The organism is Glaciimonas sp. GG7, from assembly GCF_052976905.1.
In genome coordinates, this window is sequence record NZ_JBRIIQ010000033.1 from 23,648 (window position 1) to 41,874 (window position 18,227).

The 18,227-nt window shown below is 52.0% G+C and carries 13 protein-coding genes; 7 read left to right on the plus strand and 6 right to left on the minus strand.

Translation table 11 applies throughout. The annotated features are described in order from the left end of the window. The first annotated feature begins 191 nt into the window (after positions 1–191). The 6 genes from ACVBEF_RS10055 (at position 192) to ACVBEF_RS10080 (ending at position 7,843) form a co-directional block, all read left to right on the plus strand. Positions 192–3,128, plus strand: coding sequence for a LodA/GoxA family CTQ-dependent oxidase (locus ACVBEF_RS10055; RefSeq protein WP_447123802.1), 2,937 nt, complete (start codon positions 192–194; stop codon positions 3,126–3,128). Continuing rightward, entirely contained in the window at positions 3,125–4,288 is a 1,164-nt protein-coding gene (locus ACVBEF_RS10060; protein WP_447123803.1) for an NAD(P)/FAD-dependent oxidoreductase, read from the plus strand. Before ACVBEF_RS10055 ends, ACVBEF_RS10060 begins: the two co-directional genes overlap by 4 nt. A gap of 141 nt (positions 4,289–4,429) precedes the next feature. Further along, complete coding sequence (locus tag ACVBEF_RS10065; protein WP_447123804.1) at positions 4,430–5,224, plus strand: basic amino acid ABC transporter substrate-binding protein; 795 nt, start codon at positions 4,430–4,432, stop codon at positions 5,222–5,224. A 4-nt stretch (positions 5,225–5,228) separates the two neighbouring features. Then, a complete protein-coding gene (locus ACVBEF_RS10070) occupies positions 5,229–6,011 on the plus strand; it encodes a transporter substrate-binding domain-containing protein (protein WP_447123805.1) in 783 nt (260 codons plus the stop codon). An 86-nt stretch (positions 6,012–6,097) separates the two neighbouring features. Continuing rightward, on the plus strand, positions 6,098–6,916 hold the full coding sequence (locus ACVBEF_RS10075) for a basic amino acid ABC transporter substrate-binding protein (RefSeq protein ID WP_447123806.1): 819 nt from the start codon (positions 6,098–6,100) through the stop codon (positions 6,914–6,916). 183 nt (positions 6,917–7,099) lie between these two features. Beyond that, on the plus strand, positions 7,100–7,843 hold the full coding sequence (locus tag ACVBEF_RS10080; RefSeq protein ID WP_447123807.1) for an amino acid ABC transporter permease: 744 nt from the start codon (positions 7,100–7,102) through the stop codon (positions 7,841–7,843). A gap of 122 nt (positions 7,844–7,965) precedes the next feature. Here ACVBEF_RS10080 and ACVBEF_RS10085 read toward each other — a convergent pair whose 3' ends face one another. The 6 genes from ACVBEF_RS10085 to ACVBEF_RS10110 all read right to left on the minus strand — a co-directional run bounded on the left by ACVBEF_RS10085 (position 7,966) and on the right by ACVBEF_RS10110 (position 17,388). Continuing rightward, complete coding sequence (locus tag ACVBEF_RS10085) at positions 7,966–8,436, minus strand: hypothetical protein (RefSeq protein WP_447123808.1); 471 nt, start codon at positions 8,434–8,436, stop codon at positions 7,966–7,968. Positions 8,437–9,269: 833 nt separating this feature from the next. Then, entirely contained in the window at positions 9,270–9,764 is a 495-nt protein-coding gene (locus ACVBEF_RS10090) for a GNAT family N-acetyltransferase (RefSeq protein ID WP_447123809.1), read from the minus strand. Then, positions 9,761–10,033, minus strand: coding sequence for a type II toxin-antitoxin system TacA family antitoxin (locus ACVBEF_RS10095; RefSeq protein ID WP_447123810.1), 273 nt, complete (start codon positions 10,031–10,033; stop codon positions 9,761–9,763). The genes ACVBEF_RS10090 and ACVBEF_RS10095 overlap by 4 nt, the downstream gene beginning before the upstream one ends. A gap of 140 nt (positions 10,034–10,173) precedes the next feature. Further along, complete coding sequence (locus tag ACVBEF_RS10100; RefSeq protein ID WP_447123811.1) at positions 10,174–10,566, minus strand: hypothetical protein; 393 nt, start codon at positions 10,564–10,566, stop codon at positions 10,174–10,176. A gap of 709 nt (positions 10,567–11,275) precedes the next feature. After that, positions 11,276–14,644 carry a UvrD-helicase domain-containing protein gene (locus ACVBEF_RS10105; protein ID WP_447123812.1) on the minus strand — a complete coding sequence of 1,123 codons (3,369 nt, stop codon included), beginning with the start codon at positions 14,642–14,644 and terminating at the stop codon, positions 11,276–11,278. Next, positions 14,644–17,388, minus strand: coding sequence for a PD-(D/E)XK nuclease family protein (locus tag ACVBEF_RS10110; RefSeq protein WP_447123813.1), 2,745 nt, complete (start codon positions 17,386–17,388; stop codon positions 14,644–14,646). Before ACVBEF_RS10110 ends, ACVBEF_RS10105 begins: the two co-directional genes overlap by 1 nt. Before the next feature lie 340 nt (positions 17,389–17,728). On the opposite strand from ACVBEF_RS10110, the gene trxA reads away from it, so the two are divergent. After that, positions 17,729–18,055 (plus strand): thioredoxin TrxA, encoded by a 327-nt coding sequence (trxA, locus tag ACVBEF_RS10115; RefSeq protein WP_447123814.1) that lies wholly within the window; start codon positions 17,729–17,731, stop codon positions 18,053–18,055. The last annotated feature ends 172 nt before the right edge of the window (positions 18,056–18,227 follow it).

Genomic DNA, 18,227 nt, shown 5'->3' on the forward strand with positions numbered 1-18,227 from the left:
CGCTCCCCTCTTAACAGCCGCACTCACGCCATGCGCGCAAGCTCAGCCCCGCGTGCACTACACATTGTTTACATGTTTGTTACCGTAACGTTACTTCCCTGTGGGCATCAGGCACCGTAGGCTCGGATCGCCATAAAAAAAACAACATCCGTCCAAACCAGTCCAGCTAAGTACCCACCAGAAAGAACTCCATGAGCGATGAACAGAGCGCACCAATTCCAACATGCTTTGACAAGGCAGATCAGGCGCCAGAACGGCTCACTGAAATGTTTGTGGATATGGGTCAGGAAAATAGAATAAAGCTAGGACAACGCCCCGCCGAACGTTCCGTATTTCGTAAATTACATGGCGTAGCTTCGGCTCGTCTGGTGATGGAGAAAACCATTCCAGAAGATCTAAAGGTCGGCGTATTTGCCCACGAAAGCCTGCAAGCGTGGGTACGCTTTTCCAGCGACACGCAACCTACATCGCCCGATCTGGCATCGACTATTGGCATTGGGATTAAGTTATTTGGCGTGCCAGGACCAAAAGCGCTGGGCGACGACGGTGATACTGCTGACTTTATTATGCAGAATTACCCCGTATTTTTTGTCAATAACGCCAAAGAAATGGTCGAGTTCACCTACGCTGGCGTGGTCAAGAAAGATTACCCATCGTATTTGAAAACGCATCCAAAGACTGCGGACATTCTCAATAAAATGGAAAAAGTCGAAGGCAGTGTGCTGACCAGTACTTACTGGGCAATTTTGCCGTTTCAATCTGGTGAAGGCCGTTACGTCAAATTTCGTCTGGACCCCGTAACAGCACCCGAGAACGTGCCCAATGAAGCGGGAGACTATTTGGCGCAGGACATGAATCGGCGTCTCAAGAAAAAAGAATACAAATTTAATTTTATGGTGCAGCGGCGTGCCAACGATGGGATGCCGTTGGACGAGGCAACGGTGGAATGGTCGGAATTGGAAAGCCCGTTTATTCATGTAGCGACCCTGATCGTGCCGCAACAAGATATTGAAATGCGAGGTCAGGCCGAATACGGACAAGGGCTAGCTTTCAATATCTGGCGTGTGCCGGTGGCACAAACACCAGTGGGTTCGATCGCTGAAGCCCGGAAAATGGCGTACGCCGCCGGTGCGAATAAGCGCCATGAAGCGAATGGACAGGGTTTACAGGACCCGAGTAAGCCACGAACGATATCAGGCGGACTATCCGTTTTACCAGACGGCAAAGTATCAGCGACATCTCTGCATCCGGATACGTGCATCGTCAAAGCGGTCATTTACCCGTCCATTGGCGTGGCCAGAGTCGGTTCCAGCCCAAAGCAATGGTTTATTGGTCCCGAGGTGCCTAATCCACCGGTGGAAGCGCCCGGCTACTACCGCGATCAAGAAAAAAGACTCAAGCGTCAGGCCGCAAAGTTTCGGGTCTATGGCGTCAATGCTAAAGGCGACATCATTAAGGAGTTGACCGCTGACAACGCAACAATTAACTGGCATGTGCAATTAGCCAATACCAAGGCCGAGTGGTACAGCTTCCAATTAGCGCTCGACATTCCCGAGGCGGCTACGGCCCCGCCGACGACGCTGCGCAATGCAGAGATTGCTGATCGTAAGCGATTAGCAATCACGCCTCCGGCGCAAACCGTGACGGGGAGAAATGCGGATCCGAAATGTTTCAACGGTGAGTTCATGGAAAAATCCGTCTATCTGGGCGAAGCATTTACCGACCCCGAAGGTCATCTCATTGTGCTCGGCGGACATGGCGTCTCCGCCTCCTACGATCATAGTCGCGCCATCACTTTTGCCAACAATGAGGGCTGGTATGACGATACCTCTGATGGTCCGATCAGCGCGGATGTCACGTATGAAGGACAAGCGCTGCTAGTCGATCCGGCCTGGGTCATTGTGGGGCCACCAAACTATGGCCCGCAAAGAAAATCGGTGCGCACCATGTGGGATTTGATGCGTGACGTCGCCATTACGGCCGGCACATTACCAATGCCACTACAGCCTGGTTTTACGCAGGATATTTTGCCGTTATTTGAACGACTGACAGGTTTGCAATGGGTCAACGCCGGTTTCGCTGCCGGCTTTGGCTGGAAGGGAGCAATCGACCTGCACAGCCCAGAAGCGTTGGCACGATTATCGAGTGCCGATGCCGCCTACGCAGATCTGCGTCGTACTATTTCTAATCAGTTCCGTAATTATGCGATTGATTCAACCTCACCGAAACCGTGGCCATGGCTGTATGGCGATGCGGTTGAGATCCCTGATTCTCCACGTCAAAACTCCTCACTCAGCGCAACCCAGCTGGCGATGTTAAAAGAGTGGGCACTTGGTAACTTTATTGAGGACTATGATCCGACGGTCGTCGCACCGGATCGGATTGAACACGTTCCGCTGGCACAGCAAGGCGATGCGCTGACGAAGGCCGCGCTTGATTTTTGCCTTGCTGATGCGTTCCATCCGGGTTGTGAAATGACGTGGCCGGTACGTACAAAAACCATGTACATGGCGCCGTTCCGCTTTAAACACGCTCCGGTTGGCTGGATCGCACCCACCATCGGCGCCGTTCTCAACAGCAGCAATATGACGATGCGAAATGGTCCCTTATATGGTCAGCAAGCCGGTGGCATTACGCGCTGGATGGCCGTGCCATGGCAAACCGATACTGCCAGTTGCCGCTCTGGCTATGATCCGAGTTATGACCCTTACCTTCCTAGCTTCTGGCCGGCACGGGTACCGAATCAGGTCTTGACCAAAGAAAACTATGCCATTGTCATGGACATGAAAAAACCGCTCAGCGGAAGGCTGGCCGCCTTTGCTAATCGGGCGTCCTGGGATGCCCCTTTGGGCAATACCAATGGCACTGAGGAAATGAATAATATGGTGCATCATTTTGATCATTTAGGTGTCGTGGAAGTCCATCCCGGTCCTAAAGATATTCCACCGATTTTTCCGCACCGGATCGAAGTGGAAGATCAGCATCTTCCGATTGAGGACATGATCAGTCCGGCTGAGGAGGCGGCTAAAAGAGCCCATCATCCATTCAATCCCTCTATCTATACCGGTACTGAATCGGCAGAGGTAATAGAAAAGGTGGGGGGATTTTCACTCGGCGATCCGGAGTGACAGCCATCCCCTGTATAGAAACAGATGTCGTAGTATGTGGCGCGGGGCCTGCGGGCTCCGCTTTTGCGCTCAATCTGGCCGCGTTTTATAAAGTCGTGCTGCTCGATAACAATCCGCCAGCGATGGAAACTCAGCCAGCGCCCGGTTTACGTATCGGTGAATCGTTACCTGCGGCCGCAGGCAACTTACTCAAAGATATGGGATTGTGGGAGCAATTTCAGGCACAGCAGCATCGACCTTGCCACTTACACCGCAGCGTGTGGGGTAATGACACCGTCAACGAACAAGACGCCATGCGTAATCTGGATGGACATGGCTGGTTTTTGGATCGGGTGATGTTTGATCGCTGGCTACAAAAAACCGCACAACATCGAGGCGCGACCTTACTGAGCAAGACTAAATTAATTGGATTGCGACAAGCTGACGATGGCGTCAAATGGCACGTCACGCTGACCTTTCACGGCAAGCCAGTAACGTTCATCACCCGCTTCTTAGTCGACGCCAGTGGCCGCAATGCGACTATTGCCAAACAGCTAGGAAGCAAACGCGAAATCCAGGATAAATTAGTCTGCGGCTGGGTCTATGGGCACGACTCGCAGGACAGTGGCGCTAAAAACAGTGGCGGCAGCAGCGAACTTCAGGCCGAAGCTGGCGGTTGGTGGTACACCTCTCCACTACCCGATAATGGCCGTATTGTGTCGTTTTATACAGACGCAGATTTGCCCCAAGCCAAAAGTGCACATAACCGAGAAGCATTATTACAACGACTTAACACTATGCCGTGGTTACAGCAGCAACTGCGTGACTATGGCTTTGTCGCCGAGCAACAATATGGCTTTTGTGCAGCGCACAGCACGCACTTAGACTCCCCTGTCGGAAAAAATTGGCTCGCTATCGGTGATGCCGCGCTCGCTTTCGATCCATTGTCTTCTCAAGGTTTGTTTAATGCGCTCTATACAGGTTTGACTGCTGCTCACAGCGTATACCAGTATTTGGGTGGCGATGTCATGGCATTAACAAGCTATCGCGCTGAGTTAAATGACATTCATGCCGCCTATGCTAATCATCTGGATTCCTGGTATGCAGAAGAAACGCGTTGGTGCGATCACCCCTTCTGGCAGCGGCGTCACGCAAAGCTACCGACTCACTCAACCGCATGAAGCCTTTTTTGTGATGATTTTCACAATTAAATAAAAGCACTCAGAAAATAGCCAAAATTCACTGATTTTATTTATCCCTTTTTCAGTCCACACTTTAAAATAGCCAACACCCCGTGAATAGTGGATTTAAAGGAAATTGTGATGAAAAAATTATCGAAAACGTTACTCTGCATTGCGTCTAGCGTTGTCCTGTTGACAGCATGCGGTAAGCAAGAAAACAAGGAAGCCAACACCGCCGCCGCACCAGCGCCAACTGAATACATCGTTGGTGCCGAGGCAACTTTTGCACCATTTGAATTCCAAAACGAGCAAAAAGAAATCGTTGGCTTCGACGTCGATCTTATGCATGCCATCGCCGACAAAGAAGGTTTCAAAGTGAGGTTCGTCAATACCCCTTTTGAAGGTATTTTCAATTTCCTCGCACAAGGCGATCGCGACCTGCTGGCATCCGCAATTACGATCACTCCGGAACGCAAACAAACGGTTGATTTCTCTGAACCGTATTACGAATCTACCCAATTAATCGTTGTACCCAAAGACTCCACCGTCACCAAATTCACCGATTTAAAAACCATGACCGTCGGCGTGCAAAGCGCTACTACGGGTGACGAAACGGTGCAAAAACTGCTCGGAAAAAGCAATCCAAAAATCAAACGGTTAGAGTCCGCAACACTAGCGCTGAAAGAGCTCGAAGGCGGTGGCGTGGATGCCGTTGTTCTTGATACCGGCCCGGTAAAAAATTACGTCAAAAACAATCCTGCGCTGGGCTTTCACTTCATCTCAGATCCGGATTTTCCGAAAGAATATTACGGTATCGCCGTCAAAAAAGGCAATGCGGACTTGCTCGCCAAAATCAATCAAGGTTTAGCCGCGATCAAAGCCGATGGCACTTATCAAAAAATATTCAGTAAATATTTTGCCGATGAAGCGAAGTAACGCCATGAAAAAAAATATCCTCTCCATGCTGGCCTTGACTTGCCTATGCGCAGCATTAGTTGCTTGCGGAAAAAGCGATCCAAAGCCAGCCACAACAACATCCGCAGCTCAGACTGTGGAATATGTGGTCGGCACAGACGCCGCGTATGCGCCCTTCTCATCGATGAACGAGCAAAAACAAGCGGTTGGTTTTGAAATCGACATGATCAACGCTATCGCTGATCGTGCCGGGCTAAAAATAAAAATCGAAAATACACCCTTCGATGGGATTTTTAATGCGCTGGCGCAAGGCGATCGTGACATTCTGATTTCTAGCATCACGATCACCGATCTGCGCAAACAAACGGTGGATTTCAGCGATCCCTACTTTGAAGCAAATCAATTAATCGCCGTACCGCTGAGCTCCATAGTAGAAAAATTTGCCGACCTGAAAACCCTGACAATTGGCGTCCAAAGCGCCACAACCGGAGACGAAGCATCGCAACAACTGCTTGGCAAAAATAGTCCCCACGTTAAACGTTTTGAATCCATGCCATTGGCATTTCAAGAGCTAGAAGGCGGCGGTGTTGATGCGGTCGTCGGGGATAACGGCGTGGTCGTCAATTACATCAAAAACAACGCTGGCAAAAACTTCAAGATCGTCACCGATCCATCGTTCCCAAAAGAGTATTACGGCATCGCCGTAAAAAAAGGCAACACGCCATTGCTGGAAAAACTCAACAAGGGATTAGCCGATATCAAAGCCGATGGCACGGCTGACAAGATTTATGCGAAGTATTTTTCATAAAGCATAGCCCCGCCGGACCTCAGTCCATATTGTAAATAGTCGGCCAGGCCAAACCACGCTTGGCCGACATTTTTTTAAGGATCATCATGAAACACATTTTTCGCCGTTATCTACCCGCTTGCGCGGTTGCACTGACACTCATAACACTGGCCGCATGCAATCGACAAGACGCAACTCCGGATATCAAACAAACGGCGGCACCGAGCGCCGTTAAACATGCCGCCTACGTTGTTGGCGTCGAATCTGCCTACGCGCCGTTTTCGTCAGAAAATGAAAACAAAGAAGTCGTCGGCTTCGATATTGAAGTCATGAAAGTCCTGGCCGACAAAATCGGGATAGACGTCAAATTCGTACCGACGCCGTTCGAAGGGATTTTTAATTTTCTGGCCCAGGGCGACCGTGATTTGCTTATCTCTGCCATCACCATTACCGATGAACGCAAACAGACTGTCGATTTTTCTACGCCCTATTTTGAGGCCAGCCAATTGATTGCGGTGCCCTTCAATAACACCACGGTGCACAAATTCACCGACTTGAAAAACCTGAAAATAGGCGTCCAAAGCGCCACCACCGGGGATCAGCTCGTACAGAATCTGGTCGGTAAAAACAATCCCAACATCAAGCGGCTTGACTCGACACCTTTGGTGCTGAAGGAACTTGAGAGCGGTGGCGTCGATGCCGTCGTCGCCGATGATGCCGTGGTGCAAAACTACATCGCCAATAATCCAACGGCGCGCTTTCGGGTGGTATCGGACGCTGACTTTCCGAAAGAGTATTACGGTATCGCTGTGAGCAAAAGCAATCCGGAGTTACTGGCGAAAATAAATCAGGGACTGGCAGAGATCAAGGCCGATGGCAGTTTTGACAAAATTAGCGAAAAGTACTTTGGCCCGACCAAGAAATAGTTAATTGCTCATCCGACATCTAAACTAAGTCTTTACCTATGTCTACGGTATAATTTTTTGCCTCATTTTTACGCGCCAAAATGCGTTACCTGAAAGAAATTGTCGACCTGTTTTTATAACGACAAACCTCGCAGGTTACGCATTTTTTATTCATCCCCTCGCATTATTTCCTCTTAACAAAATATGGATTTTCGCTGGAGCATCATCCAAGGCTACGCGCCGCTGTTCGTCCAGGGTTTCTTGATGACACTACAGGTTGCCCTGATCAGCATCATCATCGGGACGCTACTTGGCCTCTTTCTGGGAATGTTGCGGGTCGCCGACGTGAAACACGGGCCTTGGAAATGGCCGTTCCGTGTTGTCAAAGCACTAGCAAGTTTTTACGTCGCTTTTTTTCGGGGTACGCCGCTCTTCGTACAAATTCTGCTAATCCATTTTGCTGTCATGCCGGTTCTGATCCATCAGGATAACGGGCTACTGATTTCCGGTGAGCTGGCGCGCACGATCAAACAAAACTACGGTGCGTTTATTTCCGGCGTGGTCGCACTGTCGCTCAATGCAGGCGCTTATATTTCAGAAATTTTCCGCGCAGGGATTCAGTCGATTGACCGTGGACAGACGTACGCTGCGTCCAGCCTTGGAATGGGCTATCGGACGACTATGCGCTATGTGGTGCTGCCGCAGGCGTTTCGTCGGATGTTGCCGCCGTTGGGTAACGAGGCGATTACTTTGCTCAAGGATTCGTCGCTGGTGTCGGCTATTGGATTGGCGGAACTGGCTTATGCGGCACGCACGGTGGCGGGGGCTTACTCGCGTTATTGGGAGCCGTATATTACGATTTCGGTGGTGTATTTTGCTATGACGATTTGTTTGGCTTCGTTGGTGTCGCGGTTGGAGCGGAAGTATGCTGCGCCGGGGAGGCATTGAGGGGGCGTTTAATATCTTTGGTTTTAGTTAGAGGATTGATCCTATCGGTGATATTGAAACTGTCGCTGGTTGGTGCTCCACAGAAGCACCAACAGTTTCAATTAACGAAAATAACGACCTGCTCAATTCAACGTTATTTTTTTCCCTGTTTTTCCTGCTTGTCGCTCCCCATATTTATCCAACAACCCATTTGTCAACACGACAAATTTCTTCAAGGCTTCAACCTGATCGAGGCTAAGTAACAGTGATGCTGCATCATCGGCATGCAAATTGACCACATTGCTCGCTTTTGCCGCCAGAGCATGTTGTGCGCGTAGCCGCTCGCTGTCCTTAATGAGCTTGTGGCAAACCTCAATACCTTCACTAACTTCCCTATTGAGTTTGACTAATTTAGCCTGGGCCTCATCAATAGAGAGACTATCTGACTGCCCAAGAGAGTTGAGGTAGTCGTACCGGGATTCTAATTCTCCGGGTGGTTTAGATGACATCGTGGCTATCCTTTTATCGGTTACGCCCAGCTCGTTATTGAACGAGAATGGGCAGAGAATAACTCGAAAGACTGGTGAAGAAACAAGGCCAGTATTAGCTTCCATCGCCATCCAGAGGGACTAACGTTGCGTACCGACCGCATGACGTGTTTTGTATTGCTTCCAAATCAGACTTTCAAACTGTGCTCCTTAACAGGAACGCGATCACGATAAACCCACTAAAAATCGAGGTCAATCAATAGCTACCTAAAACCCTGGATTTTTTTAACAGTCCTTCAATTTGTTTGCACTTTTACTTCGGTTTGTATCAACTTTACTTCGGTTGACAAGAGTGCAGTTAAAACGGCTCTATCGCATTAACCAAACCTGCGTGCCGATCAGTCAGACTGCTGTGTCCCTGACTAATAGAGGAATCGCTATGCTTAATTTCAAAGGAATGCGTTTCTTGATCGATGTAATTTTGTTATGAGGAAAATCACACTTCATTCGATTCGGACTTACGCAAAATTGTCCCGGCGAGGCAGACTGACGAAGACAGTACTTTAGATAACGCCGCTGGGGCGGTTTTGCGTAAGTCCTATCAATGCATTATCCGGAAAAAGGCAACTAATGATCGATATCATAAAAGTTACTTTGGCGCTAATCCTAGGTTATGCACGGTAACCGTCAATATCGAATCCAAGCTGGAGTATCCTAAGAATGTCGCACTAGAGAACCATATGATGACTATCGAGGGTTTTGTCGCGTCAGCAGAGACAAATCAAACTGCTAGCAGGCTTTTGAACCAGCTTTAAACTGAATGGATTTTTCCTGCCAAAACATAAAACTGGTCGACAAACGACATCCTATTCTCTGCTATGACGTCCATCTGTCTTTTATCAGGATACCGCCCTCATCAGACGCAGATAGCGGGAGAGGCCGGGCAAGGTCCGTGACAATCATCCCTTCACAGTGGTCAAGCGCAGCATCAGAGTCATAGGATGCTGCGGTGACTCTTGAAATCCGTAATGCTCATAGAACGCCTTAGCCCGTTCATTAAGCGCATGTACCAGCAGCGCTCTGACACCGGTGTTCTGAGAAACCACCACAGCTCGGTTGACGGCGTCCTGTAGCAGAGAAGCGCCTAGTTTGATGCCCTGGGCCCGATGGTCAACCGCGAGTCGGGCCAGAACCATCACCGGAATTGGATCGGGCATGTTCCGGCGCACCGAACTGGTTGCCATCTGGTGGATGACCGCGCCCGCAGCCATGGCGTAATAGCCATAAACACGGCCTTCATGATCGGCCACTACAAACGTACGGCTGGCACCGCTCAATTGGTTAGTCATTGCGCGGCGCTTGAGCCACTCGTCGAGAACGGCCTCGCCGCACTCAAATCCATTCAGAAGGTGAGCCGCTGCAAGCGGTTGAGGTGCGTTGAGTTGCAAACTCATGTCTTGGCAATGACCCAGGGAGCCGTCACGCTCATGAGGCGCTCAAGCCCCGGGTTATGGTGCGGTGGAGCATCGAGCATTGCAGTGAACTGCTCAAACTTGTCGGTATTGAGGCTGAAAAAAACTTGATCAAGCACCACCGCCTGCGCTTTGTCACAAGCGGCCTCAAGCATGAAGTCCGAACGATTCTTGCCCAATAGAGTTGCAGCGTGATCAATCAAGTCTCGCTGCTCGGGCAAAGCACGCAGATTGATAGCAGCGTCGCGCATTACACTCTCCTTTCGATGCATACACAATAGATATACGGAGTGTAGTTGGGTGTATAGACGTTGTCAATACGCCTCATCAAAAGTGTTAGCCATAAAGTCTCAGCATTTATGGCGTGACTTTCCGGGTGTAATGCTTTTGCTTACTCTTCGCACCCTTTTGTGGCTTGTTTCAGGGCGGCTTTTCTGGCTTTGCGTAGGGTACTGCTGTGTTCATCGAGGGCTGCGGTGGCCTCAATCAGATGTTCGCCGAATAGCGCGATGGCGTCGAGAGCGAAGGCTTTTAATTTTATGCGCGCGTTAGTGTCGATGGCTAGTGCGTCGGCTTCGGGGGTATTGCGATCGGGGTTGGTGGCGTAGGTTTCGTTGACTTCAAAGATATCAAGACACACACCAAGACCACCTGCGAACTTGTCTGAGCGTTCGATGCAATCCATCATCAGCATCTGCTGTTCGCGGTCGATGGCGTCGCTGAGTTTTTCATGCGCGGGGTTTTCTGAAGGGGAGCTTGAAGGGGAGGCGTTGGTGTTAGGCACGGTTCGATCCTTTAGTCTGGTGTTGACCAGTCCCGTCGGATGACGGGGTGGGCGACAAATGGCGGGATTGACAGACTGGACGTAATAAACCATAAACCAGCAAGCCCGAAGGCTTCCCCGCCAATGCCGCCCAGAGAGGACGAACTTAAGGCCCAGACCGCATGACACGGTCCGGGTTTATTACGAAACAGGCTGTCAAACCTGAGTCCCTTTGTGAGGAACTGTCGACACAATACCTCCGCAGAAGTGCGACGGTCAACCGCTAAATTGCTCTTTTTGGTGACGGGTCTTCATCCTGCATCAGTGGCACTGCAAAGCCTTTGCAAAGCCCGTAAGGTTGCGACTCTATGCTTTGATATACCTGGCACGACGAGCCTTAAACCCGCTCATAGCGCAGTTTAATCACCGGTCAAATGCGTGATGTGATCCGACAGGCTGCTACGGCATTGCCCATTTCAAATGATGTTCAATATTGGTTCAGACGATGGTCAATCTTGCGGCCATTAATCGCCAAAGGGGCATAGAACGGAACGGGAGTGACGGCTTTCCTGCTTTCTGAAGAGGTGCGACAACGTTATGAATTTGGGCCTGGTGAGGTAGATCTGACAGTCACGGCCTTAGCCGCAGGGCTTGGCATTGGCAATATGTCCGCGGGATTTTTACGGCGTCTGTGTCGGCGCGAAGAGGTATCGCTGGTCGTCATCATCACTCACCCCATTTCCCACAACCGCCCATCCGCCGTAATCACCGCAATCCTCAGCGCCTTTCCAACAAAGATCGGCTGAGCAGCCACCCGGTACCCATCCAACTGCGCCTGATATCCAGCCCGTTCGCTTTCCAGCAATTGCCGCTTGTAATCCAATATCCAGACTTCCTTCTCAAACATCACAACCCGATCAAAGCGCAGCAAAACATCTGCCATCACTTCCATTTCATTACGCGCAGCAAGATGTAAGCCGGGATCAAAAAAGTGTGTCAGCGCCGGTTGCGTGAGTATCGTTTTGGCCTGCTGTTGCACGATCAGCGCCAAGGTCGATGTGCACGGCAACCAGCGTGCGATGGTGGCGACGTCTGGCACATTGATCGGCCAGTGTCCGTGTTGCGTTAGTCTTTCCAACAAGGCGTGCAAGGCAATGCCTTCTTCAATGGCGTCATCATTGATGGCCATCTCTTCATCACGCACATTACTGCTAAGCGCCTGCTTCAATGGCAAAGGGGCTGGATCGAATATCGGCAAAACAAAGCCTGAATCCAGCGCGACATCAAGGTTGATAACAGCGTCATCTGCTTCATCTTCCCATAGCATTTCCGGCATCCATTCAAGCCGTGCATACCAACTGCCCTCGGTCACCCCGCCAACAGCACTACTACGCGCACCGGCGACGCCGCTGATGATCAGCAATTGCTTGGCACGGGTAGTGGCGACATACAGCAAGTTCCAGTCTTCCTGCGCCTTAAAGCCTTCTTCGGCGGCAAACAATCGGTCCCGCGCAGCACCGCGCTCGGCGACGCGGCCGAATGCGGAAAAATGCACCGGTGCGTCGGCGTCTTGCGGCCAGTCGCACAGAATGCCGATATCGTCGCGGGCCGGATCGCTGTGATTGGCGTCGAGCAAGACAACGACCGGCGCTTCCAATCCTTTGGCGCTATGCACGGTGAGTATGCGCACGGCGTCGATGGAAGCATCGATACTGGCCTCGTCCGGGGCATCGCTTTCGGCAGTGCGTTGCAGCACGCGCAAGGCGTCGATAAACTTTGGCAGACTTGGATAGCGTCCGGCGTCCATGTTCAGTGCCAGCGCGACAAACGCTTCGATATTGCCTATCGCCTGACTACGCGTCATGGGCGTGGCGGCTTGGGCGTAACGTTCAATCAACTGGCCTTGATGCAGCATCACGTCGAGTAAATCGTGGACCGACAAACGCGGCGAGAGTGTCAGCCAATGCGCTAGCAAATGCGCTGCGCTTTGCAAGGCAGTTGACGCTAATCCAGCCGCGTCCAATGCCAGCAACCGCGGCCACCATCCACGCTCTGTGCGCAGCGCTAAGGCGATCAAATCATCATCGCTGGCAGCAAAAATCGGCGACTTCAAGACATGCGCCAAAGCGCGGTTGTCGTCGGGCGTGATCAAAAATGTCAGCAACGCAATCAGGTCTGAAATCTCCAGCGATTCGAGCAAACCGCCGCGTCGATCTGACATAAATGGAATGCCTGCATTACGTAGCGCGTTCTCATAAGCGCCAAGATGCGTGCGCTTTTTTACCAGCAGCATGACATCGGACCAGCGCAGTTTGCGGCTGTCGTTACCGTTCTTGATCTGTATTCTTTGACGCGCTGCATTTAAGGCTTCTGCGACGCTATCGCCTTCGTCACGACGCCTTGCATCTTCCGATTCTTCACGCGCAGTAATAAGAGGGTTGCGCAAGCCTGGCTGCATTTCTACGGCATCGGCTTTGGTCTGTCGGATCAGCGGCAAACGCCACACTGCACCGCCTTCTTCACCCAATGTGGTTTGGGCTGAAAATAAAGGATTCGCATAAAAACTGTCATTCAATACCTCGATAATCGCCGTGGCATTGCGACGGGTCTGATTGGCTTGCAAGACGGTTGCGCCCTGCTGTTGCAGCATATCGCGGGCGGCTACGAATACCCGTGGTTCAGCGCGCCGGAAGCGATAAATCGATTGTTTCGGGTCGCCCACCACGAACACGCTGGGTTGAGCAGCATCGTCGCCATAGGCGTTGAGCCAGGCGCGTACGATGCTCCATTGCAGTGGATTGGTGTCCTGAAATTCGTCGAGCAAAATATGTTTGTAGCGCGTATCGAGCCGACTTTGTACGTAGGCGGCCGTCTCGGGATTGGTCAGCAAACGATAAGCTTGCCATTCCAGATCGGCGAAATCGAAGACGCGCTGTTCGGCCTTGATCGCCTGATAGGTTTCAACAAAGGCATGGCCGACGATGAACAAGGCTTGATTGAGCGCCAGTACGCCGCGCTCGCCACTACGGCGGCGTAATAATTTGAGCGCTTCACCGATGTCCAAAAACGCGTCATCGAAGACGCTCACACCATCGCCGCCGAAATTGTCTTCTAACGCTTTTTTAAGACTGTTAGTTTTAGTGTTGCCGCGAGGCTTGCCGTTGTCGTCAAAAAATTGATGGCATAGCGCGTCAAAATTTTCTAGTGCGGCACCTAAGGTCAACGCTGTTTCAATCGCTGTTGCGCGTTTTTGATTGGTCGCCGTGCCGTGTCCTAGCAGCCAGGAAATATTGTGTATTCTGTCGATCAGTTTGGCGTCATCCCACAACGCCAGCCGGGCGTCTGTTTGTGCATCAGCGCCGCACATATCGGTCAGCCATTGCAGTGGCGTGGCGATGTCACCGGGTGCCATACTGCTAGCCCACCATTCGGCACGCTTGTTGGCGAAAGCGTTGAGCAGCTTGCGGGCATTGGCGTCGCCAACCTGGCCGTACAAACCGAGCATCGTTTGTTTAAGCTCGCCATTATTTTTGTCGTTGAGCGACTGCATGAAGCGCCGATACGCGTCGGCTAACAATTCGCCCGTTTTGTCGGTCAGCGTATAGCCGTGCGGCACGCCGGAATTGAGCGGCGCAATTTGTAGCAGGCGCGCAAACCAACTATGAAAAGTATCGATGGAGAGACTTTGCGGGCTCGACAAAACGCGCTCATACAGACCGCGTGCGAGCGGCATGGTTGACGTCAAATGCTTAGCCTCGATACCGCGTTCCTGCAACAAAATGCGTACTTCTGCATCCGGCTGTAATGCCAGATCGTGCAACAGTTCAAGCAAGCGCTCGCGCATTTCCTGCGCGGCCTTGCGGGTGAACGTAATGGCCAACAATTCGGATGGGGCAGCGCCAGCCAACAACAGACGCAACATGCGGGCGACTAACAGCCAGGTTTTGCCGCTACCGGCGCAGGCTTCTACCACGACCGAATGATGCGGGTCGCAGGCGGCGTTAATAAATATCTGCGAGGCGACCGGCGCGCCATTCATTTGATAGGCGTGCGGCAAGGCTGAGTCTTCCTGCGCTGACGTATTGTTCAGATCATCCATTACCACGCTCCTTTACGGCATAAACCGCGTACATCGCAGTATTGGCAGACCGAGCCTGTGCCATTTGCGGGCAATGGCGCGCCGTCAGATATTGCTTGCATCGTGAATTGAATGTGTTGCTCCAATGTAGTCTGAGCCTGCGCATAATCGGGCGCGCTGATGTCGCCGCATTTTTCCTTGCTGGTTTCGAGCGCGACGTAATGCGCGGCCTCTACCGGCAGGTCTGAGAGCAGGCCATAAAAGGCGAGTTGATGATCTTCGTGATCGCTCAGTTTTTTGTTTAATGCTGAGAGGCTGCTGGATTTGTAATCGAGGACGGCGCGTTCACCGGCGTCATTTTCATCAATCCGATCGACGCGGCCATGCAGGGTAATGTCGCCGCTTGATAACGGCAGATTTTTTTCGTAAGCCTGCTCTCCAAAGACAAAATGCCAACCTGATGCTTCGCGCTCGTTGGCCCAGGTGACGTAGGCTGAAATGACTTTTTTCCAGCGTGCGTAATAGCCGAGGGCCGCCGCATTTTTAGCGATGATTTTGTCGAATAATTGCTCAGAAATAGCGATCAGTATGGCGACGCGTTCGTCTTGTGCATTGACGACAGATTGGTCCCGCAGGGTTTCGTGATAGGTATGGAGAATCTGATGCAGCCAGCCGCCGTAATCGCGCTTTTCTGGGATGTCCGATAGTTCATCAAGCGAGGCTAGCGCCAACATGCGCTTGGCGAAAAATTGATACGGGCAGGCGATGAAACTGTTGAACCCACTGGCTGAAAGACGTCCCGGACGCAGCATGGCGGCAATCGGAGCGGGCATGAGCGCTGGCGTTGCTTGTAAATTCCGTTCGACGATACTGGCACGATGGCGTGGCAAGGTAGCTACGCAATTTTGCGCCAACGTCAGCTCCAGACGCTCTATCCACGGGCTGACCGGGTTAGGCTCGCCGTCCTGATGGGCTTGCCATGACAGCACTACTTCGGGATTCATCGCCAACAACTCGGCCAGATCGCGCATTTGCTGGCGCTGACGACTTTCTCGTGTAGCCAGATCCAACTCGCGCCGCACGGTATTGGCAAAGAATAGTGTTTCTTTCGGCTGCGACGGAAGATGGCTGGCATCGGCGCCGACCAGCAACACCGCATCGAAATGTCGCAAGCGTGCGCCATTGAGCGGCAGCATGACGACGCGGCGGTCGCCTGCAGGACTAATAAAACTGGTGTCGTCGAGTTGCAGGTTGACCAGCGCACGCCATTCGGGGAAGGAGAACAGCGTTGCATCGTCACTGCTTTCGTCGCCCTCGAATTCCGGGCTGGCGATATTTTGCAGCATCTGCAGAACTTGCTGACCGGCCAGGTCGCGGCTCAACGCGCTGGCAATGCCGATGGCTTCCAATGCGCTGCCGGTATTGATCCATCCGCGCAGTGTTTTGCGACCCGCATATACAGTCGCTTGTTGCGCTAGCAGGGAGACCGTTTTTTGCGCATCCGGCAGAGCAGCCAACGCGTGGATGACGCTGCCCCACTCGCCTAAAACATTGGCGCGCCGTAGCGCAATTTCGATCGCCATGACCTGGCCTGCTTTGTCCGGCAACTCGGTGAGCACAAACGGCGACTTGAGCAGATCGAGCAAGGCCGTGGTTTCGCCACGTTGGGTAACCACGTCAAACCAGGCGGCGATGGCCGAGGCGGCGCGGGTGGTCGATAGTTTCCAGCCGGTTTCGTCGGCGACGTGGACCTCTGCGCGTTCCAGCAAGGCGCGGATGCGTCGGGCGACAACCCGATCCTGGGCCACAATCGCGAGCCGGGTTTTACCGGCCTGTAACCAGTCGAGTATGGTCTGCGCACCCTGCACCGCTTCGTCTTCGATGCTGTGCGCCGGGCATAGGGCGAGGCCGGATGGGAGCGTAACGTTGAATGCTGCTGCGGCGAATAAATCGTGCATGGGTGCTGGCTCTGGTGCAGAGTCGAGCAACTCCGGCCATGCTGCGGCGAAGGCTGTGGCAATGCTCTCGACGCGCCAGTCCAGCGTGATCTGCAAAACCGGTTGATGCTGCGCGTAGGCTTGCAAGAAGGCGCGCTCCATCGGCTCAGGCGCGACAGAGCTGATCCATGCCAGAGGTGAATTCGCCTGCTCGGCAAATTGCAGCATTTGTTCGAACCGCAGGGCAACCGCATCATCGCCGTCGAGCTGACTTTTCCAGATCGACCAGACTAATTGGGTCTCGTCCGACAGTAACTGACGGGCGTCGGGCGTGAGTTGTTCCAGCGCGGCTTCCCAACGCTGATCGATGTCGGTCTCAGCGCGGATCGACGGTAACAATGCTTGCGTCAACTCATCTGACAACGCCAGTAACGTTTGCGCCAGCGGTAACAAATCGGTATTACGACGTGCTGTAAATATTTTCTTTAGCCATGCGTGCTGGCGCAGTTCTGAATACAAACGCATTAAACGTTCACTGCCAGCGCTAGCCGTTGGCGCATTGGGGGCTGGCGGCAAGGTTTGCAGCAACGCCGACAATGTATTGATACGCGGCGGTATAAATGCACCCGGCAAGGCGCAAGCCAAAGCATCTTTAAATAAATGGGCGTGCACAAAGGCTGGCACTATCACGCGCCAGCCGGACAGGTCGCGCGCATTGTCGCCACCGTTTTCACGACAAGCGTTAGATAAAGCACGGGCCGCCTCGGGCCAAAACGCGCTCGATGGGGCAATCGACAGGGAGGTAAGCAAGGCAGGCGTATTCAGCATGAAAACTCAAAAAAGGGGGGGGTGCGAAGAAGTCAGCCCCGCCGCAACAAACGTACGACGCAGCTCTTTTGCAACAAGCGCTTTGCATTTTATGCGAGCAATCCGTCTAAATAATTAAAAAATAAGAGCGTGTCCGCTTCTTTTTATTAAAATCGGTTACTATTTATCGCAACATCCCGCCGTAATACCTCTTACCACACCCGCAAACCTTGAAGTCCCGTACGGCATCCCCACTTGTTCATTAGAATAGGGACAGGGAACCGCCGCAGATGACCATCAAGTCGAATGGATAAGTTGTCTTGGCAAACATTAATTCTTTTTCCCTCCATCCGAGGAAACCATGAGCGAAAACATTAAACACATTACCGACGCATCTTTTGACGCAGATGTACTCAAATCAGACAAACCCGTATTGGTCGATTTTTGGGCCGAATGGTGCGGTCCTTGCAAAATGATTGCACCGATTTTGGAAGATGTCGCCAAAGAATATGACGGCAAAATCCTGATCGCTAAATTGGATGTTGACGCCAATACCCTCATTCCTGCGAAGCATGGTATTCGTGGTATCCCGACGCTCATCCTGTTCAAGAACGGTGTTGCCGTCGCCCAAAAAGTCGGCGCATTGGCAAAAGGCCAGCTGACTTCATTCATCGATAGCAATATTTGATGTATTTGCTGTAAGCTGCGAACAATCGCGGCGGTGCGCCCGCACCGCCGTTTATAATTATTATTAGACGACACCGTAAAAGTACGTTACTAAAGTACGTTATTAAGACAGTTACCTACCGCTACTTACAGTTACTGACAGTTACTCACACCACGTAGTCCCCACCCCCACC